General features: G+C 70.9%; 16 protein-coding genes. 10 read left to right on the top strand and 6 right to left on the bottom strand.

The window, feature by feature from the left end:
* Nucleotides 1-97 precede the first annotated feature (97 nt).
* The 5 genes from QSJ59_RS14280 to QSJ59_RS14260 all read left to right on the top strand — a co-directional run bounded on the left by QSJ59_RS14280 (nt 98) and on the right by QSJ59_RS14260 (nt 6,977).
* Nucleotides 98-415, top strand: coding sequence for an L-rhamnose mutarotase (locus QSJ59_RS14280; RefSeq protein ID WP_285760018.1), 318 nt, complete (start codon nt 98-100; stop codon nt 413-415).
* A gap of 179 nt (nt 416-594) precedes the next feature.
* Nucleotides 595-1,761 (top strand): L-rhamnose isomerase, encoded by a 1,167-nt coding sequence (gene rhaI / locus QSJ59_RS14275; RefSeq protein WP_285760017.1) that lies wholly within the window; start codon nt 595-597, stop codon nt 1,759-1,761.
* Between the two features lie 49 nt (nt 1,762-1,810).
* Entirely contained in the window at nt 1,811-3,862 is a 2,052-nt protein-coding gene (locus QSJ59_RS14270; protein ID WP_285760016.1) for a bifunctional aldolase/short-chain dehydrogenase, read from the top strand.
* 179 nt (nt 3,863-4,041) lie between these two features.
* Nucleotides 4,042-5,496: a rhamnulokinase gene (locus tag QSJ59_RS14265; RefSeq protein WP_285760015.1), complete on the top strand. Its 1,455-nt coding sequence runs from the start codon at nt 4,042-4,044 to the stop codon at nt 5,494-5,496.
* A gap of 164 nt (nt 5,497-5,660) precedes the next feature.
* The gene (locus QSJ59_RS14260) at nt 5,661-6,977 is read left to right on the top strand and encodes a M14 family metallopeptidase (RefSeq protein WP_285760014.1); all 1,317 of its coding nucleotides are present in this window, start codon (nt 5,661-5,663) and stop codon (nt 6,975-6,977) included.
* A 125-nt stretch (nt 6,978-7,102) separates the two neighbouring features.
* Here the strand turns inward: QSJ59_RS14260 and QSJ59_RS14255 are convergent, their stop codons facing one another.
* The 3 genes from QSJ59_RS14255 to QSJ59_RS14245 form a co-directional block, all read right to left on the bottom strand.
* The gene (locus tag QSJ59_RS14255) at nt 7,103-8,056 is read right to left on the bottom strand and encodes a pyridoxamine 5'-phosphate oxidase family protein (RefSeq protein ID WP_285760013.1); all 954 of its coding nucleotides are present in this window, start codon (nt 8,054-8,056) and stop codon (nt 7,103-7,105) included.
* Between the two features lie 567 nt (nt 8,057-8,623).
* Nucleotides 8,624-9,394, bottom strand: a complete 771-nt coding sequence (locus QSJ59_RS14250; RefSeq protein ID WP_285760012.1) for an SDR family NAD(P)-dependent oxidoreductase — start codon at nt 9,392-9,394, stop codon at nt 8,624-8,626.
* 37 nt (nt 9,395-9,431) lie between these two features.
* The gene (locus QSJ59_RS14245) at nt 9,432-10,391 is read right to left on the bottom strand and encodes an alpha/beta hydrolase family protein (RefSeq protein ID WP_285760011.1); all 960 of its coding nucleotides are present in this window, start codon (nt 10,389-10,391) and stop codon (nt 9,432-9,434) included.
* A gap of 265 nt (nt 10,392-10,656) precedes the next feature.
* Between QSJ59_RS14245 and QSJ59_RS14240 the strand changes: the two genes are divergently transcribed.
* A complete protein-coding gene (locus QSJ59_RS14240; RefSeq protein WP_285760010.1) occupies nt 10,657-11,277 on the top strand; it encodes a TetR/AcrR family transcriptional regulator in 621 nt (206 codons plus the stop codon).
* Nucleotides 11,278-11,566: 289 nt separating this feature from the next.
* Here QSJ59_RS14240 and QSJ59_RS14235 read toward each other — a convergent pair whose 3' ends face one another.
* Entirely contained in the window at nt 11,567-12,841 is a 1,275-nt protein-coding gene (locus QSJ59_RS14235; protein WP_285760009.1) for an MFS transporter, read from the bottom strand.
* A gap of 190 nt (nt 12,842-13,031) precedes the next feature.
* Between QSJ59_RS14235 and QSJ59_RS14230 the strand changes: the two genes are divergently transcribed.
* The gene (locus QSJ59_RS14230) at nt 13,032-13,781 is read left to right on the top strand and encodes a hypothetical protein (RefSeq protein WP_285760008.1); all 750 of its coding nucleotides are present in this window, start codon (nt 13,032-13,034) and stop codon (nt 13,779-13,781) included.
* A 13-nt stretch (nt 13,782-13,794) separates the two neighbouring features.
* On the opposite strand, the gene QSJ59_RS14225 is transcribed toward QSJ59_RS14230, so the two are convergent.
* On the bottom strand, nt 13,795-14,112 hold the full coding sequence (locus QSJ59_RS14225) for a hypothetical protein (RefSeq protein ID WP_285760007.1): 318 nt from the start codon (nt 14,110-14,112) through the stop codon (nt 13,795-13,797).
* Nucleotides 14,113-14,228: 116 nt separating this feature from the next.
* Here QSJ59_RS14225 and QSJ59_RS14220 point away from each other — a divergent pair, with 116 nt between their 5' ends.
* Both QSJ59_RS14220 and QSJ59_RS14215 read left to right on the top strand, forming a co-directional pair.
* Nucleotides 14,229-14,711: a hypothetical protein gene (locus tag QSJ59_RS14220; RefSeq protein WP_285760006.1), complete on the top strand. Its 483-nt coding sequence runs from the start codon at nt 14,229-14,231 to the stop codon at nt 14,709-14,711.
* A 67-nt stretch (nt 14,712-14,778) separates the two neighbouring features.
* The gene (locus QSJ59_RS14215; RefSeq protein ID WP_285760005.1) at nt 14,779-15,912 is read left to right on the top strand and encodes a glutathione-independent formaldehyde dehydrogenase; all 1,134 of its coding nucleotides are present in this window, start codon (nt 14,779-14,781) and stop codon (nt 15,910-15,912) included.
* Between the two features lie 76 nt (nt 15,913-15,988).
* Here QSJ59_RS14215 and QSJ59_RS14210 read toward each other — a convergent pair whose 3' ends face one another.
* Nucleotides 15,989-17,287 carry a pyroglutamyl-peptidase I gene (locus QSJ59_RS14210; RefSeq protein ID WP_285760004.1) on the bottom strand — a complete coding sequence of 433 codons (1,299 nt, stop codon included), beginning with the start codon at nt 17,285-17,287 and terminating at the stop codon, nt 15,989-15,991.
* A gap of 370 nt (nt 17,288-17,657) precedes the next feature.
* Between QSJ59_RS14210 and gndA the strand changes: the two genes are divergently transcribed.
* Complete coding sequence (gndA, locus tag QSJ59_RS14205) at nt 17,658-19,109, top strand: NADP-dependent phosphogluconate dehydrogenase (protein WP_285760003.1); 1,452 nt, start codon at nt 17,658-17,660, stop codon at nt 19,107-19,109.
* Nucleotides 19,110-19,676 lie beyond the last annotated feature (567 nt).

Here is a 19,676-nt window from a genome sequence, read left to right as displayed (position 1 = left end):
TCCCACCCGCCCTCCCGGGCCGGTGTGGGGGCCGCCCATCCGCGACGCCCGCACCGGCCCACCGGAGTGGGGACCGCTCCCCGAGGAGAGACCACCCATGCAGCGCGTCTGCTTCCTGCTCAAAGTGAGGCCCGAGCGGCTGGCCGAGTACCGCCGACGCCACGCCGCCATCTGGCCGGACATGCTCGCTGCGCTCAGCGCGTCCGGCTGGCGCAACTATTCGCTGTTCTGCCGCGAGGACGGCCTCCTCGTGGGCTACCTGGAGACCGACGACTTCGCCGAGGCCCAGGCCGCGATGGAACGTACGGAGGTCAACGCCCGCTGGCAGCGGGACATGGCGCCGTTCTTCGAGGGCATCGACGGCAATCCCGACGAGGCAATGGTGCCCCTCACCGAGGTCTTCCACCTCGCGTGAGCGGCCCGGCCGTCGGTTAAAACGATTTATCGCCAAACGCCCAACCGGTCCACAACCCGACCCCTGCCGTCCGAGTCGTTTCACCGTTCCGCTTGACTGATAGGCGGAAAATCCAAGCGACATCGAATTGCAACGTTGTAATCAGTGGACTTGGCCGATCGGAGCAGGAGCTTCCCGAGATGACCGAATTCAGTGCAGTCAAGGAGTCGCTGGCCCGCCAGGCCATCGAGCTGCCCTCGTGGGCGTTCGGCAACAGCGGCACCCGGTTCAAGGTGTTCGGCCAGCCGGGGGTGCCCCGCACCCCGCACGAGAAGATCGCCGACGCCGCCCAGGTGCACGCCTACACCGGTATCGCCCCCACCGTGTCGCTGCACATCCCCTGGGACCGCGTCGAGGACTTCACCGAACTCGCCGAATACGCCGCCGAGCAGGGGGTGCGCCTGGGCACCATCAACGCCAACGTCTTCCAGGAGGACGACTACCGCCTGGGAAGCGTCACCAATCCCGATCCCGCGGTGCGGCGCAAGGCCCTGGACCACCTGCTGGAGTGCGTGGACGTCATGGACGCCACCGGCTCGCGCGACCTCAAGCTGTGGTTCTCCGACGGAACCAACTACCCCGGCCAGGACGACATCCGCGCCCGCCAGGACCGCCTCGCAGAGGCACTGGCCGCGGTCTACGCGCGCCTGGGCGACGACCAGCGCATCGTGCTGGAGTACAAGCTCTTCGAGCCCGCGTTCTACACGATGGACGTCCCTGACTGGGGCACCGCCTACGCCCACTGCCTCGAACTGGGCGACAAGGCCAAGGTCGTGGTGGACACCGGCCACCACGCCCCCGGAACCAACATCGAGTTCATCGTCGCCTTCCTGCTGCGCGCGGGCAAACTCGGCGCCTTCGACTTCAACTCCCGCTTCTACGCCGACGACGACCTGATGGCCGGCGCCGCCGACCCCTTCCAGCTGTTTCGCATCCTGCACGAGGTGGTGCGCGGAGGCGGCCTCTCCGCTGAGGCCGGCGTCGCCTTCATGCTCGACCAATGCCACAACATCGAGCCCAAGATCCCCGGTCAGATCCGCTCGGTGCTCAACGTCCAGGAGGCCACCGCCAAGGCCCTGTTGGTCGACGCCGACACGCTGGCGGAAGCCCAGGCCCGGGGCGACGTGCTCGGCGCCAACGCCGCGCTGATGGACGCCTACAACACCGACGTACGTCCGTTCCTGGCCGACCTGCGCACCGAGCAGGGGCTGGACCCCGACCCCATGGCCGCTTTCGCCCGCTCCGGCTACGCCGAGCGCGTGGCCGCCGAAAGGGTGGGCGGCCACCAGGCGGGATGGGGGGCGTGAGCATCCCCGCCCCCACACCACCCAACCCATCGGAAGGACCGACCGCCAGATGACCTCTCCCACGCCCCACCCGCAGGCCCAGGCACTCCTGCGCCGCTCCAACGCGCTGGGCGCCGACCCGCGCAACACCAACTACGCCGGGGGAAACACCTCCGCCAAGGGCACCGACACCGACCCCGTGACGGGCGAGCCGGTGGAGCTGATGTGGGTCAAGGGCTCCGGCGGTGACCTGGGCACGCTCACGGAGGACGGTCTGGCCGTGCTGCGCCTCGACCGGCTGCGCGCGCTGGCCGGGGTCTACCCGGGAGTGGAGCGCGAGGACGAGATGGTCGCGGCCTTCGACTACTGCGGCCACGGCAAGGGCGGCGCGGCCCCCTCCATCGACACCGCCATGCACGGCCTGGTGGAAGCCCCCCACGTCGACCACCTGCACCCCGATTCCGGGATCGCCCTGGCCTGTGCGGCCGACGGTGAGAAGCTGACCGCGGAGTGCTTCGGCGACCGCGTGGCCTGGGTTCCCTGGCGCCGCCCCGGCTTCCAGCTCGGGCTGGACATCGCCGCCATCAAGGCCGCCACCCCCACCGCCATCGGCGTGATCCTCGGCGGCCACGGAATCACCGCCTGGGGCGACACCTCCGAGCAGTGCGAGGCCAACTCCCTGGAGATCATCCGCACCGCCGAGGCGTTCATCGAGGCCCGCACCACCGACGAGCACGCCTTCGGGCCCGTTCTGGAGGGCCGCGCCGCCCTCCCCGAGGACCAGCGCCGGGCGCGCGCGGCAGCCCTGTTCCCGGTCCTGCGCGGTCTCGCCTCCACCGACCGCCCCCAGATCGGCCACTACAGCGACTCCGCCGCGGTCCTGGACTTCCTGTCCCGCGCCGAGCATCCGCGCCTGGCCGCGTTGGGCACCTCCTGCCCCGACCACTTCCTGCGCACCAAGGTCCGCCCGCTGGTCCTGGACCTGCCCGCCGACGCACCGCTGGCCGACGCGGTGACCAGGCTCAAGGAGCTGCACGCCGCCTACCGCGAGGAGTACCGGGGCTACTACGAGCGCCACGCCGACGCCGACTCCCCGGCGATGCGCGGCGCCGACCCCGCCATCGTCCTCGTCCCCGGCGTGGGCATGTTCTCCTTCGGCACGGACGCCCAGACCGCCCGGGTCGCCGGTGAGTTCTACGTCAATGCCGTCAACGTCATGCGCGGCGCGGAGACCGTCTCCGCCTACGCCCCCATCGAGGAGGCGGAGAAGTTCCGCATCGAGTACTGGGCGCTCGAAGAGGCCAAGCTCCAGCGCATGGCCGCGCCCAAGCCCCTGGCCACCCGGGTGGCGTTCGTGACCGGCGGCGGATCGGGGATCGGGCGCGCCATCGCGCTGCGCCTTGCCGCCGAGGGCGCCTGCGTGGTCGTCGCCGACCGCGATGCCGACACGGCCGCGAAGGTGGCCGCCGAGATCGGCACCGCCGACCGGGCGGTTGCCGTCACCGCCGATGTCACCGACGAGTCGGAGGTCGCCGCCGCGCTGGCCGCGGCGGCACTGGCCTTCGGCGGTGTGGACCTGGTCGTCAACAACGCGGGACTGTCCATCTCCAAGCCCCTGCTGGAGACGACCGCCGCCGACTGGGACATCCAGCACGGCGTGATGGCCCGGGGCTCTTTCCTGGTGGCCCGTGAAGCCGCCCGGATCATGGCCGCCCAGGAGATGGGGGGCGACATCGTCTACATCTCCAGCAAGAACGGGGTCTTCGCCGGCCCCGACAACATCGCCTACGGTGCGGCCAAGGCCGACCAGGCCCACCAGGTGCGCCTGCTGGCCGCAGAACTGGGTGCGCACGGGATCCGGGTCAACGGGGTCAACCCCGACGGGGTGGTGCGCGGATCGGGGATCTTCGCGGGAGGGTGGGGGGCCGAGCGTGCCGCCGTCTACGGCGTGTCCGAGGACAAGCTCGGCGAGTTCTACGCCCAGCGAACCCTGCTCAAGCGCGAGGTGCTGCCCGAGAACGTGGCAGCCGCGGTCTTCGCCCTGACCGGCGGCGACCTCAGCCACACCACCGGTCTGCACGTCCCGGTGGACGCCGGGGTGGCGGCGGCGTTCCTACGCTGAGCACCGGGCGGGATGCAGGAGCGGCGCCGCTCCTGCATCCCGCCCCACCAGGGGGTTCCCAACCCCGTCGACCGAGCGGTACCCCGCCCCTGTCACGACTCCTGCGGTCGCCGGGCCCGCGAACTGTGGACGCCCCGGACCGCGGAGTCGCCCCGAGCCCGACCGAAAGGCATCCCCGCATGACCGAGCCCCGATCCTTCGCCGCGGTGGACCTCGGCGCGTCCAGCGGGCGCGTCGTGGTGGGCAGGGTGGGCGGTGCCGAACTCGCCCTGGAGCAGGCGCACCGCTTCCCCAACGAGCCGGTGCGCCTGCCCGGCGGTCTGCACTGGGACATGCTGGGGCTGTACCGCGAAGTGCTGCGGGGGCTGCGACTGGCCGCCGGGCACCGCCCCGTGTCGGTGGGCGTGGACTCCTGGGCGGTGGACTACGGTCTCCTCGACGCCACCGGCGCGCTGCTGGGCCTGCCCCACCACTACCGCGACACCCGCACCGACGGCGTCGCGGCCCGGACCGCCGAAGAACTGGGGTCCGAACGCCTCTACGCGCTGACCGGCATGCAGTTCCTGCCCTTCACCACCGTGTTCCAGTTGGCAGCCGCACGCGACAGCGCCGCACTGGACGCGGCCGCCACCCTCCTGCTCGTCCCCGACCTGGTCAACTACTGGCTGACCGGCCAGATCGGCGCGGAGGTCACTAACGCCTCCACCACCGGGATGCTGGATGCCGCCACCCGTGCCTGGCTGCCCGGACTCGCCGAAGCCGTGGGGGCGCGCCCCGCACTGCTGCCGCCGTTGCGCGAGCCGGGGACCACCGTCGGCGAACTACTGGCCGATCCCGCTCGCTCCACCGGCCTCACCGGCACCCCCGTCGTCTCGGTCGCCTCCCACGACACCGCCTCCGCCGTCATCGGCGTACCCGCCACCACGCCCGAATTCGGCTACATCTCCTGCGGAACGTGGTCCCTCGCAGGGCTGGAGCTGGACGCCCCGCTGCGCACCGAGGGCGCTCGACGCGCCAACTTCACCAACGAGCTCGGCGTGGACGACACCACCCGCTTCCTGCGCAACGTCATGGGACTGTGGCTGGTCAGCGAGAGCATGCGCACGTGGGGACTGGACGCCGCGGCGCTCCCCGCCCTGGTCGACCGGGCGGCGGCTGCGCCGGCCTTCGCCGCCCTCGTCGACCCCGACGACCCGCGTTTCCTCGCCCCCGGTGACATACCCGCCCGTATCGATGCCTACTGCCGGGAAACCGGCCAGACCCCGCCCCGGGGCCGCGCGGCCGTCCTGCGCTGCATCCTGGAGAGCCTGGCCCTGGCCCACCGGCGTACGCTGCGCACCGCCGCTGTGCTCACCGGACGCGACCTGCGAGTGGTGCACATCGTCGGAGGAGGGGCGCGCAACGCCCTGCTGTGCCAACTCACCGCCGACGCCCTGGGACTGCCCGTGCTCGCCGGGCCGGTCGAGGCCACCGCCATCGGCAACGTCATGGTCCAGGCGCGGGCAGCCGGCCTGGTCGGCGACCTGGCCGGAATGCGCGCGCTGATCGCCGCCACCCAGGAGGTGCGCCGCTACGAGCCCCGCGGCGCGGAGGCGGACTGGGCCGCGGCGGCGGCGCGCATCGGCTGGGAGTAGCCGTCCGCTAAACGGGGCTGGCCGCTATCGGTCAGCCCCACATCGTCTCGGGGGTCGGACCCGGGCAGTTACGTGCCCGGAGGCATAAAAGCGCAATATGTTGACATTGTGTTACTTATTGACACCCCTGGGTGCTCGTCCGTCAATAAGGAGGCGAAGTCCACGTGCGGGCTCCGCCCTCCCACCCCCGCTTCTTGGAGGCATTGGTGAACGGACGACGAAGACTGCTCACGGCACTCACCCTCGCGGCGTTAGTGCTCTCCGGCGGTGCTACCGCCGGAGCCCACGCCGAGGACGGCGCGGCCCGCCCCGGCCCCCCGGCGCAGTACCGCGTGGACGGCCCCGCGACCGCAGCGGAGCGCACCGAGGTGGCCCGCACGGGCGCGGCCATCGACGGGGTCGACACCGGCTCCGTGCAGATCACAGCGACCTCTGCCGAGGTCAGGGCGATCGAGGCCCTGGGCTTCGAGGTCAGCCCGCTCCTGCGGACCCTGGACTTCCCCCCCAGTGACTCGGCGTACCACAACTACGCCGAAATGGTCGCCAGGATCGACAAGGCCGTGGCCGACCACCCCACTCTCGTGCGCAAGACCACCTTCGGTACCTCCCATGAGGGCCGCAACCTCCTCGCCGTCAAGATCAGCGCCAATGTCGCAACCGATCAGAACGAGCCCGAGGTCCTCTTCTTCCACCAGTTGCACGCCCGCGAGCACCTGACGGTCGAGATGGGCCTCTACCTCATCGACCTGCTCAGCGACGGCTACGGCAACGACGCCCAGATCACGCGGCTGCTCAACAGCCGTGAGATCTGGGTCCTGCCCAGCCTCAATCCCGACGGCAGCGAGTACGACATCGCCACCGGCTCCTACCGCAGCTGGCGCAAGAACCGCCAACCCAATTCCGGAACCACCGCGGTGGGCACCGACCTCAACCGCAACTTCGCCTACTTGTGGGGGTGCTGCAACGGCTCCTCCGGCAGCCCCTCCAGCACGACCTACCGCGGCCCCCGAGCCGAGTCGTCGCCCGAGGTCAGGGCGCTGTCCAACTTCGTGCGCGGCCGGGTCGTGGGCGGAAAGCAGCAGATCCGCGTCTCCATCGACTTCCACACCTACGGACAGCTCATCCTGTGGCCCTACGGCTACACCTACGCCGAGACCGCGACCGGCATGACCCGCGACGACTACGACACCCACGCCGCCCTCGGCCGCCGTATGGCCGCCCTCAACGGCTACACCCCCCAGCAGTCCAGCGACCTCTACATCACCGACGGGTCCAGCACCGACTGGCTCTGGGCCAACCAGAAGATCTTCGCGTTCACCTACGAGATGTACCCGGGCGGCGCCAGCGGCGGCGGCTTCTACCCGCCCGGTTCCATCATCAACCGCGAGACCAGCCGCAACCGCGGGGCCGTGCTCGAACTCGTCGAGTACGCCGACTGCCCGCAGCGGGTGATCGGCAAGCAGGCGCAGTACTGCGCCTAGATCATTGAGGGGAGATTCCTGAACTGCTTCTATGGCGAAGGGCGTCAAGGATCGGTATGTGAAGACCGACCTTGACGCCCTTCGCCGCGTCCAGCAGGAGGCGCCTCCAAACCCCCATCAACGATCTAGGCGGGGGAGCTCTTGGAGAACAGCTCCTGGAACTGGCCCCACTCGATCCTGGGCCGGTCGAGTCCCCGCCGCTCCAGGTACCGGTTCGTGGACCGGCGGGCGTCCCGCAGGATGCGGACCGCGCTGCTGCGGTTGCCGGCCCCCATCGGTTCGATGACCTTGCTGGGCACCAGCACCCATTGCTCCCCGTCCATGTGCAGCTCACCCCGGACCAGGGCGTTGTGCATGCCGTTGAGGTGCTCGTCGTGCCGGTGCACGAGCAGGGATGCCTTCCCGGGGACGGCGCCCTCGGGGACGTCCGCCTCGACGACGAATCCGGCGTCGGTGGCCCTGGGGCGCACGCGCGCCAGCAGCGGCGCTCCGGAGGCGTCCCGGACCCCCAGGACCCCGCTCGGGAAACGTGCCACCAGGTCGGCGCCGAGCGGCCCGGAACCGGTTTCCGTTCCCTGAGCGGGGTCCTGGCCGGGGACTGGTCCGGCGGCGAGTTGCTCGGTGAGGGGGATCCGCGTCTCCACCCGGTCGGGCGTGATGGTGATGGACAACCTCATGTAGTACCAGTCCATGAGCCACCGTCCCGGCGCCCGGACGTATCCCAGACTGTGCGGCTGGCGTTCGAAGAGCCTGCGCCAGTAATCGGCCGCCTCGCCGGGACCGGTCAGGATCTCCTCGGGGCAGGTGGCGGTCCCGCTGACGAACACCTGGGGCAGGTCGGCGCGGCCGCTGCCGGTGGGGTCGGAGAAGAGCACCGACACGCGCCCGTCGCGTCGGACGTTGAGCGCCTTCTGTGCGTAGGCCAGGGACGTGGTGATGAGTAGTGTGTCGTCCGGGTGCCGCCAGACGGCGGTTGGCCAGGTCAGCGGGGTGCCGTCGGCCCCGAGCGTGGTGAGTTCGCCGGTCCGGTAGGTGTCGATGGCCTCGGCGGTCCGGGAGGCGATGGGGGTGGCCGTCACAGGGGTTTCCTTAGAGGAGGGGGAGGGGCGACCGGACTCTTCCCCCTGAAGGGATGAGGAAACCCCCACGGTCTCCCGGTTCACACCTTCCCCTGCCCCGGTCCCGTCCATCGCCGCGATCGGGCCGGTCAATGCCGTTTCGACCTGGTGGGAGACCCCGCACCCGAACGCGAACAGGCCCCGCACGTGTTCAACGTCATCCCCATCGGACCCGGGCAGTGCCCGGCCGTGGACGATGAGGGATGTGCCGGGGCCGGGGCCGAGAAGGCCGCTGCGGATCCGGGGCACGTGTTCATCGGGCCGGCACGCAAGGACGAACCCGACGACGGCCGGTCCCCCTCCTGGCCGCGCCAGAGGATCGAGACGATCATCTGGAGGGTGAAGGACCTGCTCGGGCCGGAACGCCACGCCGCGCGCACCACCGGGGGGTGCGGGAACGGGTGTGTCGGCGCGTCGCAAAACGGGCCGGTGCCGCCCGATCCGGGGCAGGAACTCGATCGTCGGGAAGGCGCGGCCATGCGACGACCGCGCTTTCCACGCCGGCTCCGAACGGGGTCGGGACCGGATCTACCAGCCGAGGGGCTGGGCGTCGCGGAAGAAGCCGCCCCGCGGACCGTCGTCGGGCAGGGTCGCGGCCCAGACGACCCCCGGAGCGCTTTCCTCGACCGGGCGCGCACCGAACGCCTCGGCGCCGGGCACCGTCGCCGTCACGCCAGGGCAGACCGCGTTCACGATCACGGGAGTGTCGGCCAGCTCGGCCGCCAGGACAGCGGTGAAAGCGTTGAGTGCCGCCTTGCTGATCGCGTGGGTCGCAGCCGTGCCGCCGAACACGGGAAAGCCGTACCGTTCGTCGGTGTGCGATCCTGCGCCCGAGCTGACGTTGACGATCCGGGGATGGTTCGACCGGCGCAGCAGGGGCAGGAATGCCTGCGTCGTCCGCCATGTTCCGAACAGCGTCACCTGAAAAGCGTCAGTGGCGATCGCGAGGTTCGCCCGGGAGGGCGTCTCGTCCCTGTCGGGGTGGGCGGCTGCGTTGTTGATCAGGATGTCGAGGTGCGCCCAGCGGGCGGCGAACGCTGCGGCTGCCGTGTCGACCGACTCCTGGTCGGAGATGTCCAGTCCCACGGGCAGGGCCTCGGCTCCGTCGACGCGTTCGACGGCGGCAGCCGCGTCGACGGGGTTGCGCGCGGAGACGACCACGCGTGTTCCGAGCCGGCTCAGCTGTCGGGCGACCTCTTCGCCGATCCCGTGTGCGGCTCCGGTGATCAGGGCGGTCGTCGCCAGGCGGCCGGGTGCGCCGTCGGGGCGGTTGTCGTCGGAAGTCCCGTTGTCGAGCATTGCTTGTTCCTCTCGTTGCCTGCGGGCCCGTCGTGTGTCACCTGGACTCGATTCGTCCGAGCGGGGCGGGTGCGCTTGTGAGCGCGTTGCTGGCGAAGTCCCAGGCGTGTTCGTCCAGGCCCAGCTCGGTGCACAGGAAAGCCCAGGTGAGCCACAGGGCCGCATCGGCCAGTTCCGGGTTCTCGTCCGACGCTTCGGCGGCGTCGTAGCCGGACACGCCCCCGAGGGCGTGCCCCGCACCGAAGAGTCGGAGCAGCGCTTTGCGGCCGGGGGAGAGCGCGTAGGCGTCGGTGTACCACTCGGGGCCGCGGACGGTCAGGTGGGTCGAGACGTCTTCGACACCCCCGATGACGAGTGCGGGAGCATCCATGTGGGAGAACTCGGTGCCCGAGAGGATGGGGTAGTGCTCCTTGGCGTACTCGCTCAGCGAGTCACCGCCCCTGCCGGGCGCGGACATCACGACACCGGCCGTGAAGCGGGGGTCGGCGAGATCGAGTTCCGATCCGTTCGTCGGGTCGACGGTGCGGGCGCCCAGCAGCAGGCTCGCCGTGAACCCGCCCATCGAGTGCCCGACGACGGCGATCCTGCCTGGATCGGTGCGTCCTCGCAGCTGGGGCAGTGCCTTCTCGACATCGTCGAGGTGATCGAGGATGAACGACATGTCCGTGGTTCGTGTGCGCCAGTACAGCGGTGCTTCGGGGTCGTCGGCGTCGCGCAGACCGAGCGTCGCCGAGTCCAGGTGCGTGGGATGGAGCACCACGAAGCCGTGCGCAGCAAGGAAGTTCCCCAGTGGTCCGTAGCCGTACAGCGACGACAGGAAGTTCGACGGTCCGTGTCCGTGCGACAGCAGGACGATGGGCAGGCCCGCGCCGGACACCGGCGCCGAGACGCGCAGTTCCAGATCGACGGCGCGATCCGGGGTCGGCAGTGTCACCGGGGCAAGGGACAGTACCGCCGAAGCGGGCACGGGGTTGCGGGTGTAGCCGGTGTAGCTCATGGAAGTGGTTCCTCTTGTGGAGTGGTGCGGCCGGCGCCGCCGTCGCAACGCCGCGGCCGGCTCGCGGCCGGGCTTTAACGGATCAGTGTTCCGGTAAAGACGATACGGAACATTGTTCCGGATTGTCAAAGGCTCTCCGGGGCATCGTCGGATGGGCCGATGGCAGACGAGGTCCGGCCGACTCCACTCGTAACGGATCGCCGTTCCAGTAACCTGCGGTGCGGAAGGCGTTCCACGACACCAAGGCCCCTTAGGGACTATCCAGATGACAGAACAGGGATCGGCGACATCCCCGCGTCGGGCTCGGCGCGCCGATGCGCAGCGAAACGAGCGAAGGCTTCTCGACGCTGCCGCCGCTGTCTTCGCGGCTTCGGGCGTCGACGCGCCGATCCGTGAGATCGCGGCGGAAGCGGGCGTCGGCCTGGGAACCATCTACCGGCACTTCCCGACCCGTACCGAGTTGGTCGTCGAGGTGTACGGGCACCAGGTGGAGGCATGTGCGGCTGCGGGCCCCCGACTGCTCACCGAGGCGGCTTCGCCTCTCGACGCGCTCCTTGCGTGGGTCGACCAGTTCGTCGACTTCGTCATCACCAAGCACGGTCTCGCCGACGCGCTGGGCTCGGACGACACCGGATTCCAACGACTGCACGCGTACTTCCTCGATCGGCTCGTTCCGGTGTGCGCGGAGCTGTTGGACGCTGCCGAAAGCTCCGGCCAGATCGCATCCGGTGTGGACGCCTACGAATTGATGCGCGGAATCGGGAACCTCTGCATCGGACACGAGACCGACGCCCGGTACAACCCCCGCCACATGGTCGGACTGCTTACTCGCGGTCTGCGTGGTTCAGGCGCCGACTCCTCGACCCCGCCGTCGGCCAGTGCGTGACCACTGCCGCCGGCCGGCGCCGGATGCGCGGTCCACAACGCTCGATGCTTCGGCCCGCTCACGGCTCCGCCTACTCGACGGCGCGATCGCGCCCCTTACGCACGACCGTGTCGTGGCCGGTGCCCGACGGTCCTTTCGGAAGGCGGGGCGGTGGTCGCACCGTGGCGAGCGGCCGGTTCGGCAACGGCACGGCCGGTGCTCAGGACGGCCCGGCTGGGCCCGCGGTCGTCGGCGCGGGCGCTCGACGCCCGTCGGTGCCCCTACATGGCGCAAGGCACAGGTGTTGCGGCTAGTACGCGCCGCCGTCGGCCGCTGACGGTGCCGACCCGCCGCGTCCGGTGCGGCGGGCAAGCGACAGCGCCACGGGCAGGCAGGCGGTGGCGGCCACGGCCGCCACCGCGAACGCCGGACCGTAGCCCAGGGTCTGGGCGACCACCCCCAGCCCCAGGGCGCCGACGCCGGTCCCGGCGTCGAACCCGATGTTCCAGGCCGCACTGGCGGTGCCGTACTCCGCCGGACCCGACCGGCGAAACATCAGCACCATGGTTTCGTTCTGCACGCCGCCGAACCCCGCACCGAACAGCACCGCTCCCACGATCACCAACGTCACGGCCACGGCCCCCGGCCCGCTCCACCCCTGGCCTGCCGGCCACAGCGCCCACGCCAGCAGGATCATCCCCGACGACGCCCCCAGCGCGCCGGCCACCAGCAGCGACCGCCCGGGCCCCCGGTCGTTGGCCAGCCCCGCCGCCCAGCGGCCCACCAGTACGGCAGCGCTGTACCCCAGCAGTCCGGCCGTCGCCACCCACGGTGCGGCCGCCAAGGGGATGGCCAGGAAAGTGACCACGGCACTGGAGGCGACCGCCAGCACCAGCATCGCCACCAGGGGGGCGGCAAGCGTCCCCCACAGCCGCAGCACCGTGCGGCCGTCGGCGCGCTGTCCGTCCCGTCCGGCCCGGTCGGCATCGCCACGGACGTCGAGCCGGATCGCCGCCGCGGCCACCGCGCCCAGGAGCGGTGCCAGCGTCGCGGCGAGGAACGGTACCCAGAAGCCCACGTTCAGGCTCAGCCACACTCCTGCAGGGAGGACGACCAGGAGCGGGGCCCCCACCGCCATTCCGTAGTAGCCCGCGGCGCGGCCGATCTGCCCGGGCGGCACCAGCCGGGCGGCCAGCGCCGATCCCACCACGGTCACCATGCCGAATCCCACGCCGCGCACGGCCGCGACCACCAGCAGGGGGACGAGGTCAAAGGACAGACCCACGAGTGCGGTGGGCAAGCCCAACAGCAGCGACCCGGTCACGAACGTCCACCGGTAGCCCCCGCGCGCCAACAGCCACGGCATCCCCAGCTGCATCGCGACGGTGGTGAGCATGAAGACCGCCGTTGTCGCGCCGGCCCCGATCTCACCCGCGCCGCCCCGGACCGCCCACAACGGGACCAACGGCAACAACATCGCGTACCCGCTGAAGCTCGCCACGGTGGCCAGCAACAGCAGCCGAAAGGCCCGGCTGCGCAGGCCGTCGTGCCGGGAGCCGGGTGCGGGGGAGAAAGGGAGGGCCATCGTTCCTTTCTAGCCCAGGCGTCGGCACGGGCGACAGGGAGGGCCCATCATCGGGTGTTTTCTTGGGCAGGGCGGACGTCCCCCGGGTAAACCTGAGTACATTGCCCCAGGCGCACCCCGCGCGGACCGGGCAAGATGGCCCGGAGCACCCCGGCCGCACCGCCCCTCCACCGCGACGAGGAACCCCCCAATGGATCACCACCCCCACCATCAAAACCACGGCCGCGCTCCGCACCCCACCGCGGTTTCCGTCACCGCCCTGGTCGTGGTCTTCGCGGTGGTCGCATGTGCCGGCGCCGTCGCCGCGATCTACGCCATCGTCGCCTCCGGCGGCCAAGGGGCGGTCGGGGAGTCCGCGTCGGCGCCGGTCACGCCCGAACCGTCGCAGCAGGAACAACCGGGACAAGGAGGCCCGGACGGCCTGCCCCGCACTCCTCGGCTGGGCATCGAGGTCGTCCAGAGCGGGACCACCGTTGGGGTGGCGGCCGACGCGGGCTCCGGCGATTCCCGCACCTCCCAGGTCGCCTTGGAGCGTCTCCCCTTCGAACTCCGCGTCCCCGACCTGGACGAGGAGACCCCGGTCCGGATCTGCGCCTGGACCGACGACTCGGTGTTCTCCCTGGACAGCGACACCGAACTCGAGGACGTTTTGTGCATGGCGCCGGGCACGGGAGCCGCCGACACCGAGTACAGCAGCGGCATCCTTTTTCTGGGTACCGACCGGCACAACCACCTGGTGGGGACCCGCCTGCGGGACACGCCCGACGGTGCGCGGGCCGCCTACTACGACACCGTCCACGACGCTCGCGACCGCGCCGTTCCGATCGCCGACTGGGAGGACGATCTCTACCTGGCCGTGGTCGTCGACCGCGACGCGGACGAGGCCATCGGCAACAGCGAATACGAGTACCTCGCGCTGGGCTTCCCGGCCGCTCCTTAGACCTGCGGGAGGTTCAGCCCCTCTCCCGCGGGGCCGGGGGCACGGAATCGGCACCGCCCAGTTCGATGACCTGTTCCAGGCGCGCGGCCACCTCGACGTCCACCGCGGTCACCGTGTCGGTCCCCGGAGTGCGTACGCGCAGCACCAGTCCGTTGGGGGTGTCCACCGCGTCCACGTGGTCGCGGTCCTTGCCCGCGGCCTGGTCGAACGCGCGGCCGAGCCCTTCGGGGTCGTCGGTGCGGGCCAGCCGGGCCAGTACTCCCGCCTGGTACTCCCAGTTGCCCAGCGCGCTCAGCGCGGTGTCGATCTCGTCCCTGGTCAAGGCGTCCATGTCCGGCCTCCTCCGTGTGCGGGTCGTCCCTCTGGCCACGGCGGCTACCCGAGGCGCGGCCGTTGACCACATTCGTGCGGCATCGCCGCCGGTCCGGTGCCGCGCCGGGCGTGTGCATGGAACGGAGCCTCCGGGGGCAGCGGCCCGGCATGGAGAACCTGGACGCATCCGCGGGCGGTCCCGGTGCCGACCGGCGTCCGCCCGGAGCGGACGCCGCCGCTGTCGAAGCGGCAGGTCGGCTCACCGAGGCGCTGGAGATCGTGGAGTGTGCCCGTGGCCACCTGTACGCGATGCACCGGCTCACCGGGGAAGCCGATCTCAAACTCGACGAGGTCGTCACGCGGCTCAGGGCCGGCGGACACGAGGAGCTCGCGGCCGGGATCGAGCACTCGCTCGTGGGCCGCAACGTCATCGAGGGCCGTTGGACCTACCAGCTCGTCGAAGAGTACGACGACGGCTACTACACGCATTTTCGCGACGCGGAGCGCACGGTCCGCGAGGCGCTGCTCGGGGGAGTGCGCCACGTCCAGGAGTCGGAGATGAAGGAACGGCGCCGCACGGCAGGGGTGCCCGGCCATGAGGCCGGACCGCCCCCGTGAGGAAGGCGCCGCGCACGAACGGTCCGGGCCGGCCGGCCCGGACACCGACCGACGCTGGGAGCACACCATGAGAGCAGTCGTCTACCGCGGGCCCTACGACGTCAACGTCGAAGACGTCCCCGATCCGCGCATCGAGCATCCCAACGACGTGCTCGTACGGGTGACCTCGACCTGCATCTGCGGTTCGGACCTGCACATGTACGAGGGCCGTACCGACGCCCAGCCCGGCATCGTCTTCGGGCACGAGAACATGGGGATCATCGAGGAACTGGGATCAGGAGTCTCGACGCTGCGCAAGGGCGACCGCGTGGTCATGCCCTTCAACGTGGCCTGCGGCTTCTGTCGCAACTGCCTCGCGGGGAAGACCGGGTTCTGCCTGACGGTCAACCCGGGGTTCGCCGGTGGGGCCTACGGTTATGTGGCCATGGGGCCCTACCCCGGCGGCCAGGCAGAGTATCTGCGGGTTCCCTACGCCGACTTCAACTGCCTGGTCCTGCCGCCGGGAACCGACCACGAGGCCGACTACGCGATGCTGGCCGACATCTTCCCCACCGGCTACCACGGCTGCGAGCTCGCCGACGTCAGCCCGGGGGAGACGGTGGCCGTCTACGGCGCGGGGCCGGTCGGGCTGATGGCCGCCTACTCCGCCTTCCTGCGCGGTGCCTCCCAGGTGTTCGTGGTCGACCAGGTCCCTGAGCGGCTGCGGCTCGCCGAGCAGATGGGCGCGGTCCCGGTCGACTTCACCACAGGGGACCCCGCCGAGCAGATCCGCGACGCCACCGACGGCGGGGTGGACAAGGGCGTGGACGCCGTGGGCTACCAGGCCCGCGGATACTCCGACCCCGGCAAGGAGGAGCCCGCGGTCGTACTCAACGCGCTGGTGCACACCGTCCGGCCCACGGGCGCCCTGGGCGTGCCCGGTCTCTACCTGCCCTCGGACCCCGGCGGCGTCGACGAGGAGTCCAAGCACGGCCGCCTGCTCTTCGAGGTCGGCAAGATGTTCGAGAAGGGCCTGCGCATGGGTACCGGCCAGGCCAACGTGAAGAGCTACAACCGCCAGTTGCGCGACCTCATCACCACGGGCAAGGCGACTCCGTCGTTCGTGGTGACCAAGGAGGTTCCCCTGGCCGACGCCGCGGTGTCCTACGAGCGGTTCGACCGCCGGGAAGAGGGCTACACCAAGGTGATCATGCACCCGTGACCCGGCTGCCCGTCCCGATCCGGTGGGCCCGCGCAGGAGATCCTGTGCGGGCCCACCGCGTGTCGATGGCCAGGGGTCAGTCGCCGACGGTCTCGTTGGCGATCACCTCGACGATCGCCGCGACCTGGTCGACGATCGCGGTGCGGTTCTGTTCGAACACCGGGTCCGAGACCGCGTCGGTGTTGTCCCCGCCGAAGGACAGGATCGGTGTGTGCACGTGCCCAGCGGGAATGCCGCTGCCGAACCCGTCGCGCAGCAGGGTGTTGCGATAGGCGATCTCGTTGGACAGGTAGTTGCCCCCGCCGCCCGAGCGCGCCGTGGAGCCCTCGGTGGGACCGTCGGGCCGGGCCACCTGCTGGTCGGAACCGGCCGGGATCTCGGTGACCTGGGTGTTGTCGTAGACGGGGAACACCCCGGTCCAGGCGGCGATGACCGCGTCGTGCGGAAGCGTGGACTCCGTCCACTGGGGCTGGGGGCGCACGGTGGGTACGCCCCGCGGGACGGGCACCTGCTCAGGGGTGCCGGCCATCTCATTGTCGGGGGAGCCAGCGCGCCACGCGCCGTTGTACGCCTCCAGGTCGAAGCGTCCCGCGCGGCCCTGGCTGACGGTGATCACCGCGTCGGCGGTCGTGCGCCCGGTGTAGGCCGGCAGCAGCGCCTCCTCCACGATGCCGTCGGTGAAGTCGCGCCAGCGCACCGGGAACATCGCTGTCTCGATGACCACGGTCCCCGCACCGGTCTCCACGCGGGTGCCGTCCAGGGCCAGGGCGGCGGCCCCCGAAGGGTTGCCCTGGCGGATGTCGTTGTCCAGCCGGAAGGGGTCGAAACCGGTCACCACGATGCGCGTCACGCCCTTGCGAGCCGGCTTCTCCAGGCTGGAGTAGCCGCGTGAGCTGCGCTCCATCCGGGCCACGAGGTCGGCGCGGGCCTCCTCGGAGAGAGCGAAGCCCGGCGACCAGTTGTTCAGCGCACCGGTCATGGACAAGCGGGCCCAGTACAGCGGACGGTCGTCCCCGGCGCTCAAGGACCCGGCCTTCGGTCCCTTGCCCTTGCCCTTGTCCTGGACCCGGTCCACCGCCGAGCGCCACAGCCGCTCCCCGTGCCGCTCCACCAGCGCCTCGGCCGCGCGCTGGGTGCGCGCCTTGCACAGCGCCGCGGTGAACTCGCGCACGGGGGCGTCGAAGCCCGAACGCTCCAGGATCTCCTTGACCGCGGCCTCGTCCACCCGCGCCTCCTCGACGGTGGCGCCGTCGTGGTCCAGGCAGGCGCGGGGCCCGTTGCCGGGGCCTGCCGCGGCGGGCGACGCCGCCATCAACAGTGGGGTGATCATGACTGCTCCGGCAAGGAGTCGAGCGGCCGTGCGGGTTCTCGCCATAATTGTTCACTTTCGGATCGCGGTTCCGGTCAGTGCTGATCCGAAAACTTAATGTATTGAAGGATTGTTGAGCAATACCTCATTTTGTCGTTCTGGTTAACTCTTCCGCCCCACCCAATCCCGTCCCCGGCCTGGTGAGGCCGCTACGTTGGTGCCGACCACCGGCAGGGGCGGGCAACACGAGGGCCGCGCGCGGCCCGGTCCGCGCCCGCGTGCGCGTCGCGCCGGACATCGCTCCGCCGCTCCGCGGCGCCGACGCCGATCCGGGCTGTTGGACAAGGTGGCCGAGCGGTTGCTCCTGGGTAGGGGCACCGCCGAACGCAGGGGACAGGCAGGGGAGGAAGCTCCCCGCGGATCAAGGAGCACACGCATGGGTGAAACGCACGAGGCACGCGCCAACATCGGGGTGGTGGGGCTTGCGGTCATGGGCTCCAACCTCGCCCGCAACCTCGCCAGCCGAGCGGGCAACACCGTCGCCGTCTACAACCGCTCCCCGGAGAAGACACGTACCCTCGTCGCCGACCACCCCGAGGCCGGGTTCATCGCCTCGGAGTCCGTCGAGGACTTCGTGGACTCCCTGTCCAAGCCGCGCACCGCGATCATCATGGTGCAGGCCGGAGCAGGGACCGACGCCGTCATCGACCAGTTGAGCGACCTCTTCGAGGAGGGCGACATCATCGTGGACGGCGGCAACGCCAACTTCCACGACACGATCCGCCGGGAGGGCGCGGCCAAGAAGCGCGGCCTCAACTTCGTGGGCGCCGGAATCTCCGGGGGCGAGGAGGGCGCGCTCAAGGGCCCCTCGATCATGCCCGGCGGTTCCGCCGAGGCCTACGCGACCCTGGGCCCGATCCTCGCCTCGATCGCCGCCGTCGCGGAGGGCGAACCGTGCGTCACCCACGTGGGGACCGACGGCGCCGGCCACTTCGTCAAGATGATCCACAACGGCATCGAGTACGCCGACATGCAGCTCATCGCCGAGTCCTACGACCTGCTGCGCCGTGTCGCCGGGCACGACCCAGAGGCGATCGCCGATGTCTTCGCCCAGTGGAACGAGGGCGACCTGGAGAGCTACCTCATCGAGATCACCGCCGAGGTGCTGCGCCAAAAGGACGCCGAAACCGAGAAGCCGCTGGTCGACGTCATCCTGGACCAGGCCGGATCCAAGGGCACCGGTGTGTGGACCGTGCAGAACGCCCTCGGCCTGGGGGTTCCCGTCGGCGGTATAGCCGAGGCCGTGTTCGCCCGCTCGGTGTCGGCCAAGCCCGGCCAGCGGGCCGCCGTGCGCGGCGCCATCACGTGGCGCCCCGACATCCAAAAGCCCAGCTCCAGCTTTGAGGACGACGTCCGCGCAGCGCTCTACGCGTCCAAGGTCGTCGCCTACGCCCAGGGGTTCGACGCGATCATCGCGGGGGCCCAGGAGTACGGCTGGGACATCAACAAGGGCGACATCGCCAAGATCTGGCGCGGCGGCTGCATCATCCGCGCCCAGTTCCTCAACCGCATCGTCGAGGCGTACGACGCCAACCCCGACATCGCGACCCTCCTGGAGGACCCCTACTTCGCCAGGGCCGTCACCGACGGCGAGGACGCCTGGCGCCGGATCGTGGCCACCGCCGCGCTGTCGGGCATCCCGATCCCCGGCTTCGCCTCTGCGCTGAGCTACTACGACGCGCTGGCCTCCGAGCGCCTGCCCGCCGCGCTGGTCCAGGCCCAACGGGACTTCTTCGGCGCGCACACCTACCGTCGCACCGACAAGAAGGGCGTCTTCCACACCCTCTGGTCGGGAGACCGCAGCGAGGTGCAGATCTCCGCGGAGTAGGCGCCCGTCGCCCTGCCGTGCCCGGACCCGTCCGGCCGGCGAGTACGGCAGGGCCCGTGTTCCGTGTCGCGATCCGCTGCCGCGGGCGGTGCCGGGCTCTCCGTCTCGCCGGCCGGTCCCCGAAGGACGGATGGGACTCCGGGGCCCAGCGCGAACCCTTCCCGCCCCCGCTCGGCGCTCCGGCGCGGGTCCCCGCCCTCGGCGACGTGCCCCCCCGAGCAGTACGCACCCCATCGGGGCACGGTCCACCATCGCTACCGTGCGGCCGGCATCGTCCAGCAGCGCGAAACAGGTGGAAAGAGGTGCCTGGGCGCTACGGCCGGCCCGTCCGTGCGAAACAGCGGCGCGCCGGAGCCGATCCAGGCAAGGACGTCCGCCCGGTCGTCGTCCCCGCACCCGCCCCAGAGGACCACCCCGGCCACGAGGCCGCAGATCATGACCGGGCACCGGCATCACGGCCCCTGCAACGGACACCGCGCGGAACCGGTCAGGGAAACCGCCGAGTCTTTACCGCACGCAGCCGCTGTGCGTACGGGGCCGTGTCGCCCCCGGCCGGTCCGAGGACGA

This window comes from Nocardiopsis ansamitocini, assembly GCF_030268225.1.
Lineage (GTDB): Bacteria > Actinomycetota > Actinomycetes > Streptosporangiales > Streptosporangiaceae > Nocardiopsis_D > Nocardiopsis_D ansamitocini.
The sequence above is the reverse complement of the archived record's forward strand: the minus strand, read 5'-3'. Positions and strand labels throughout refer to the sequence as shown.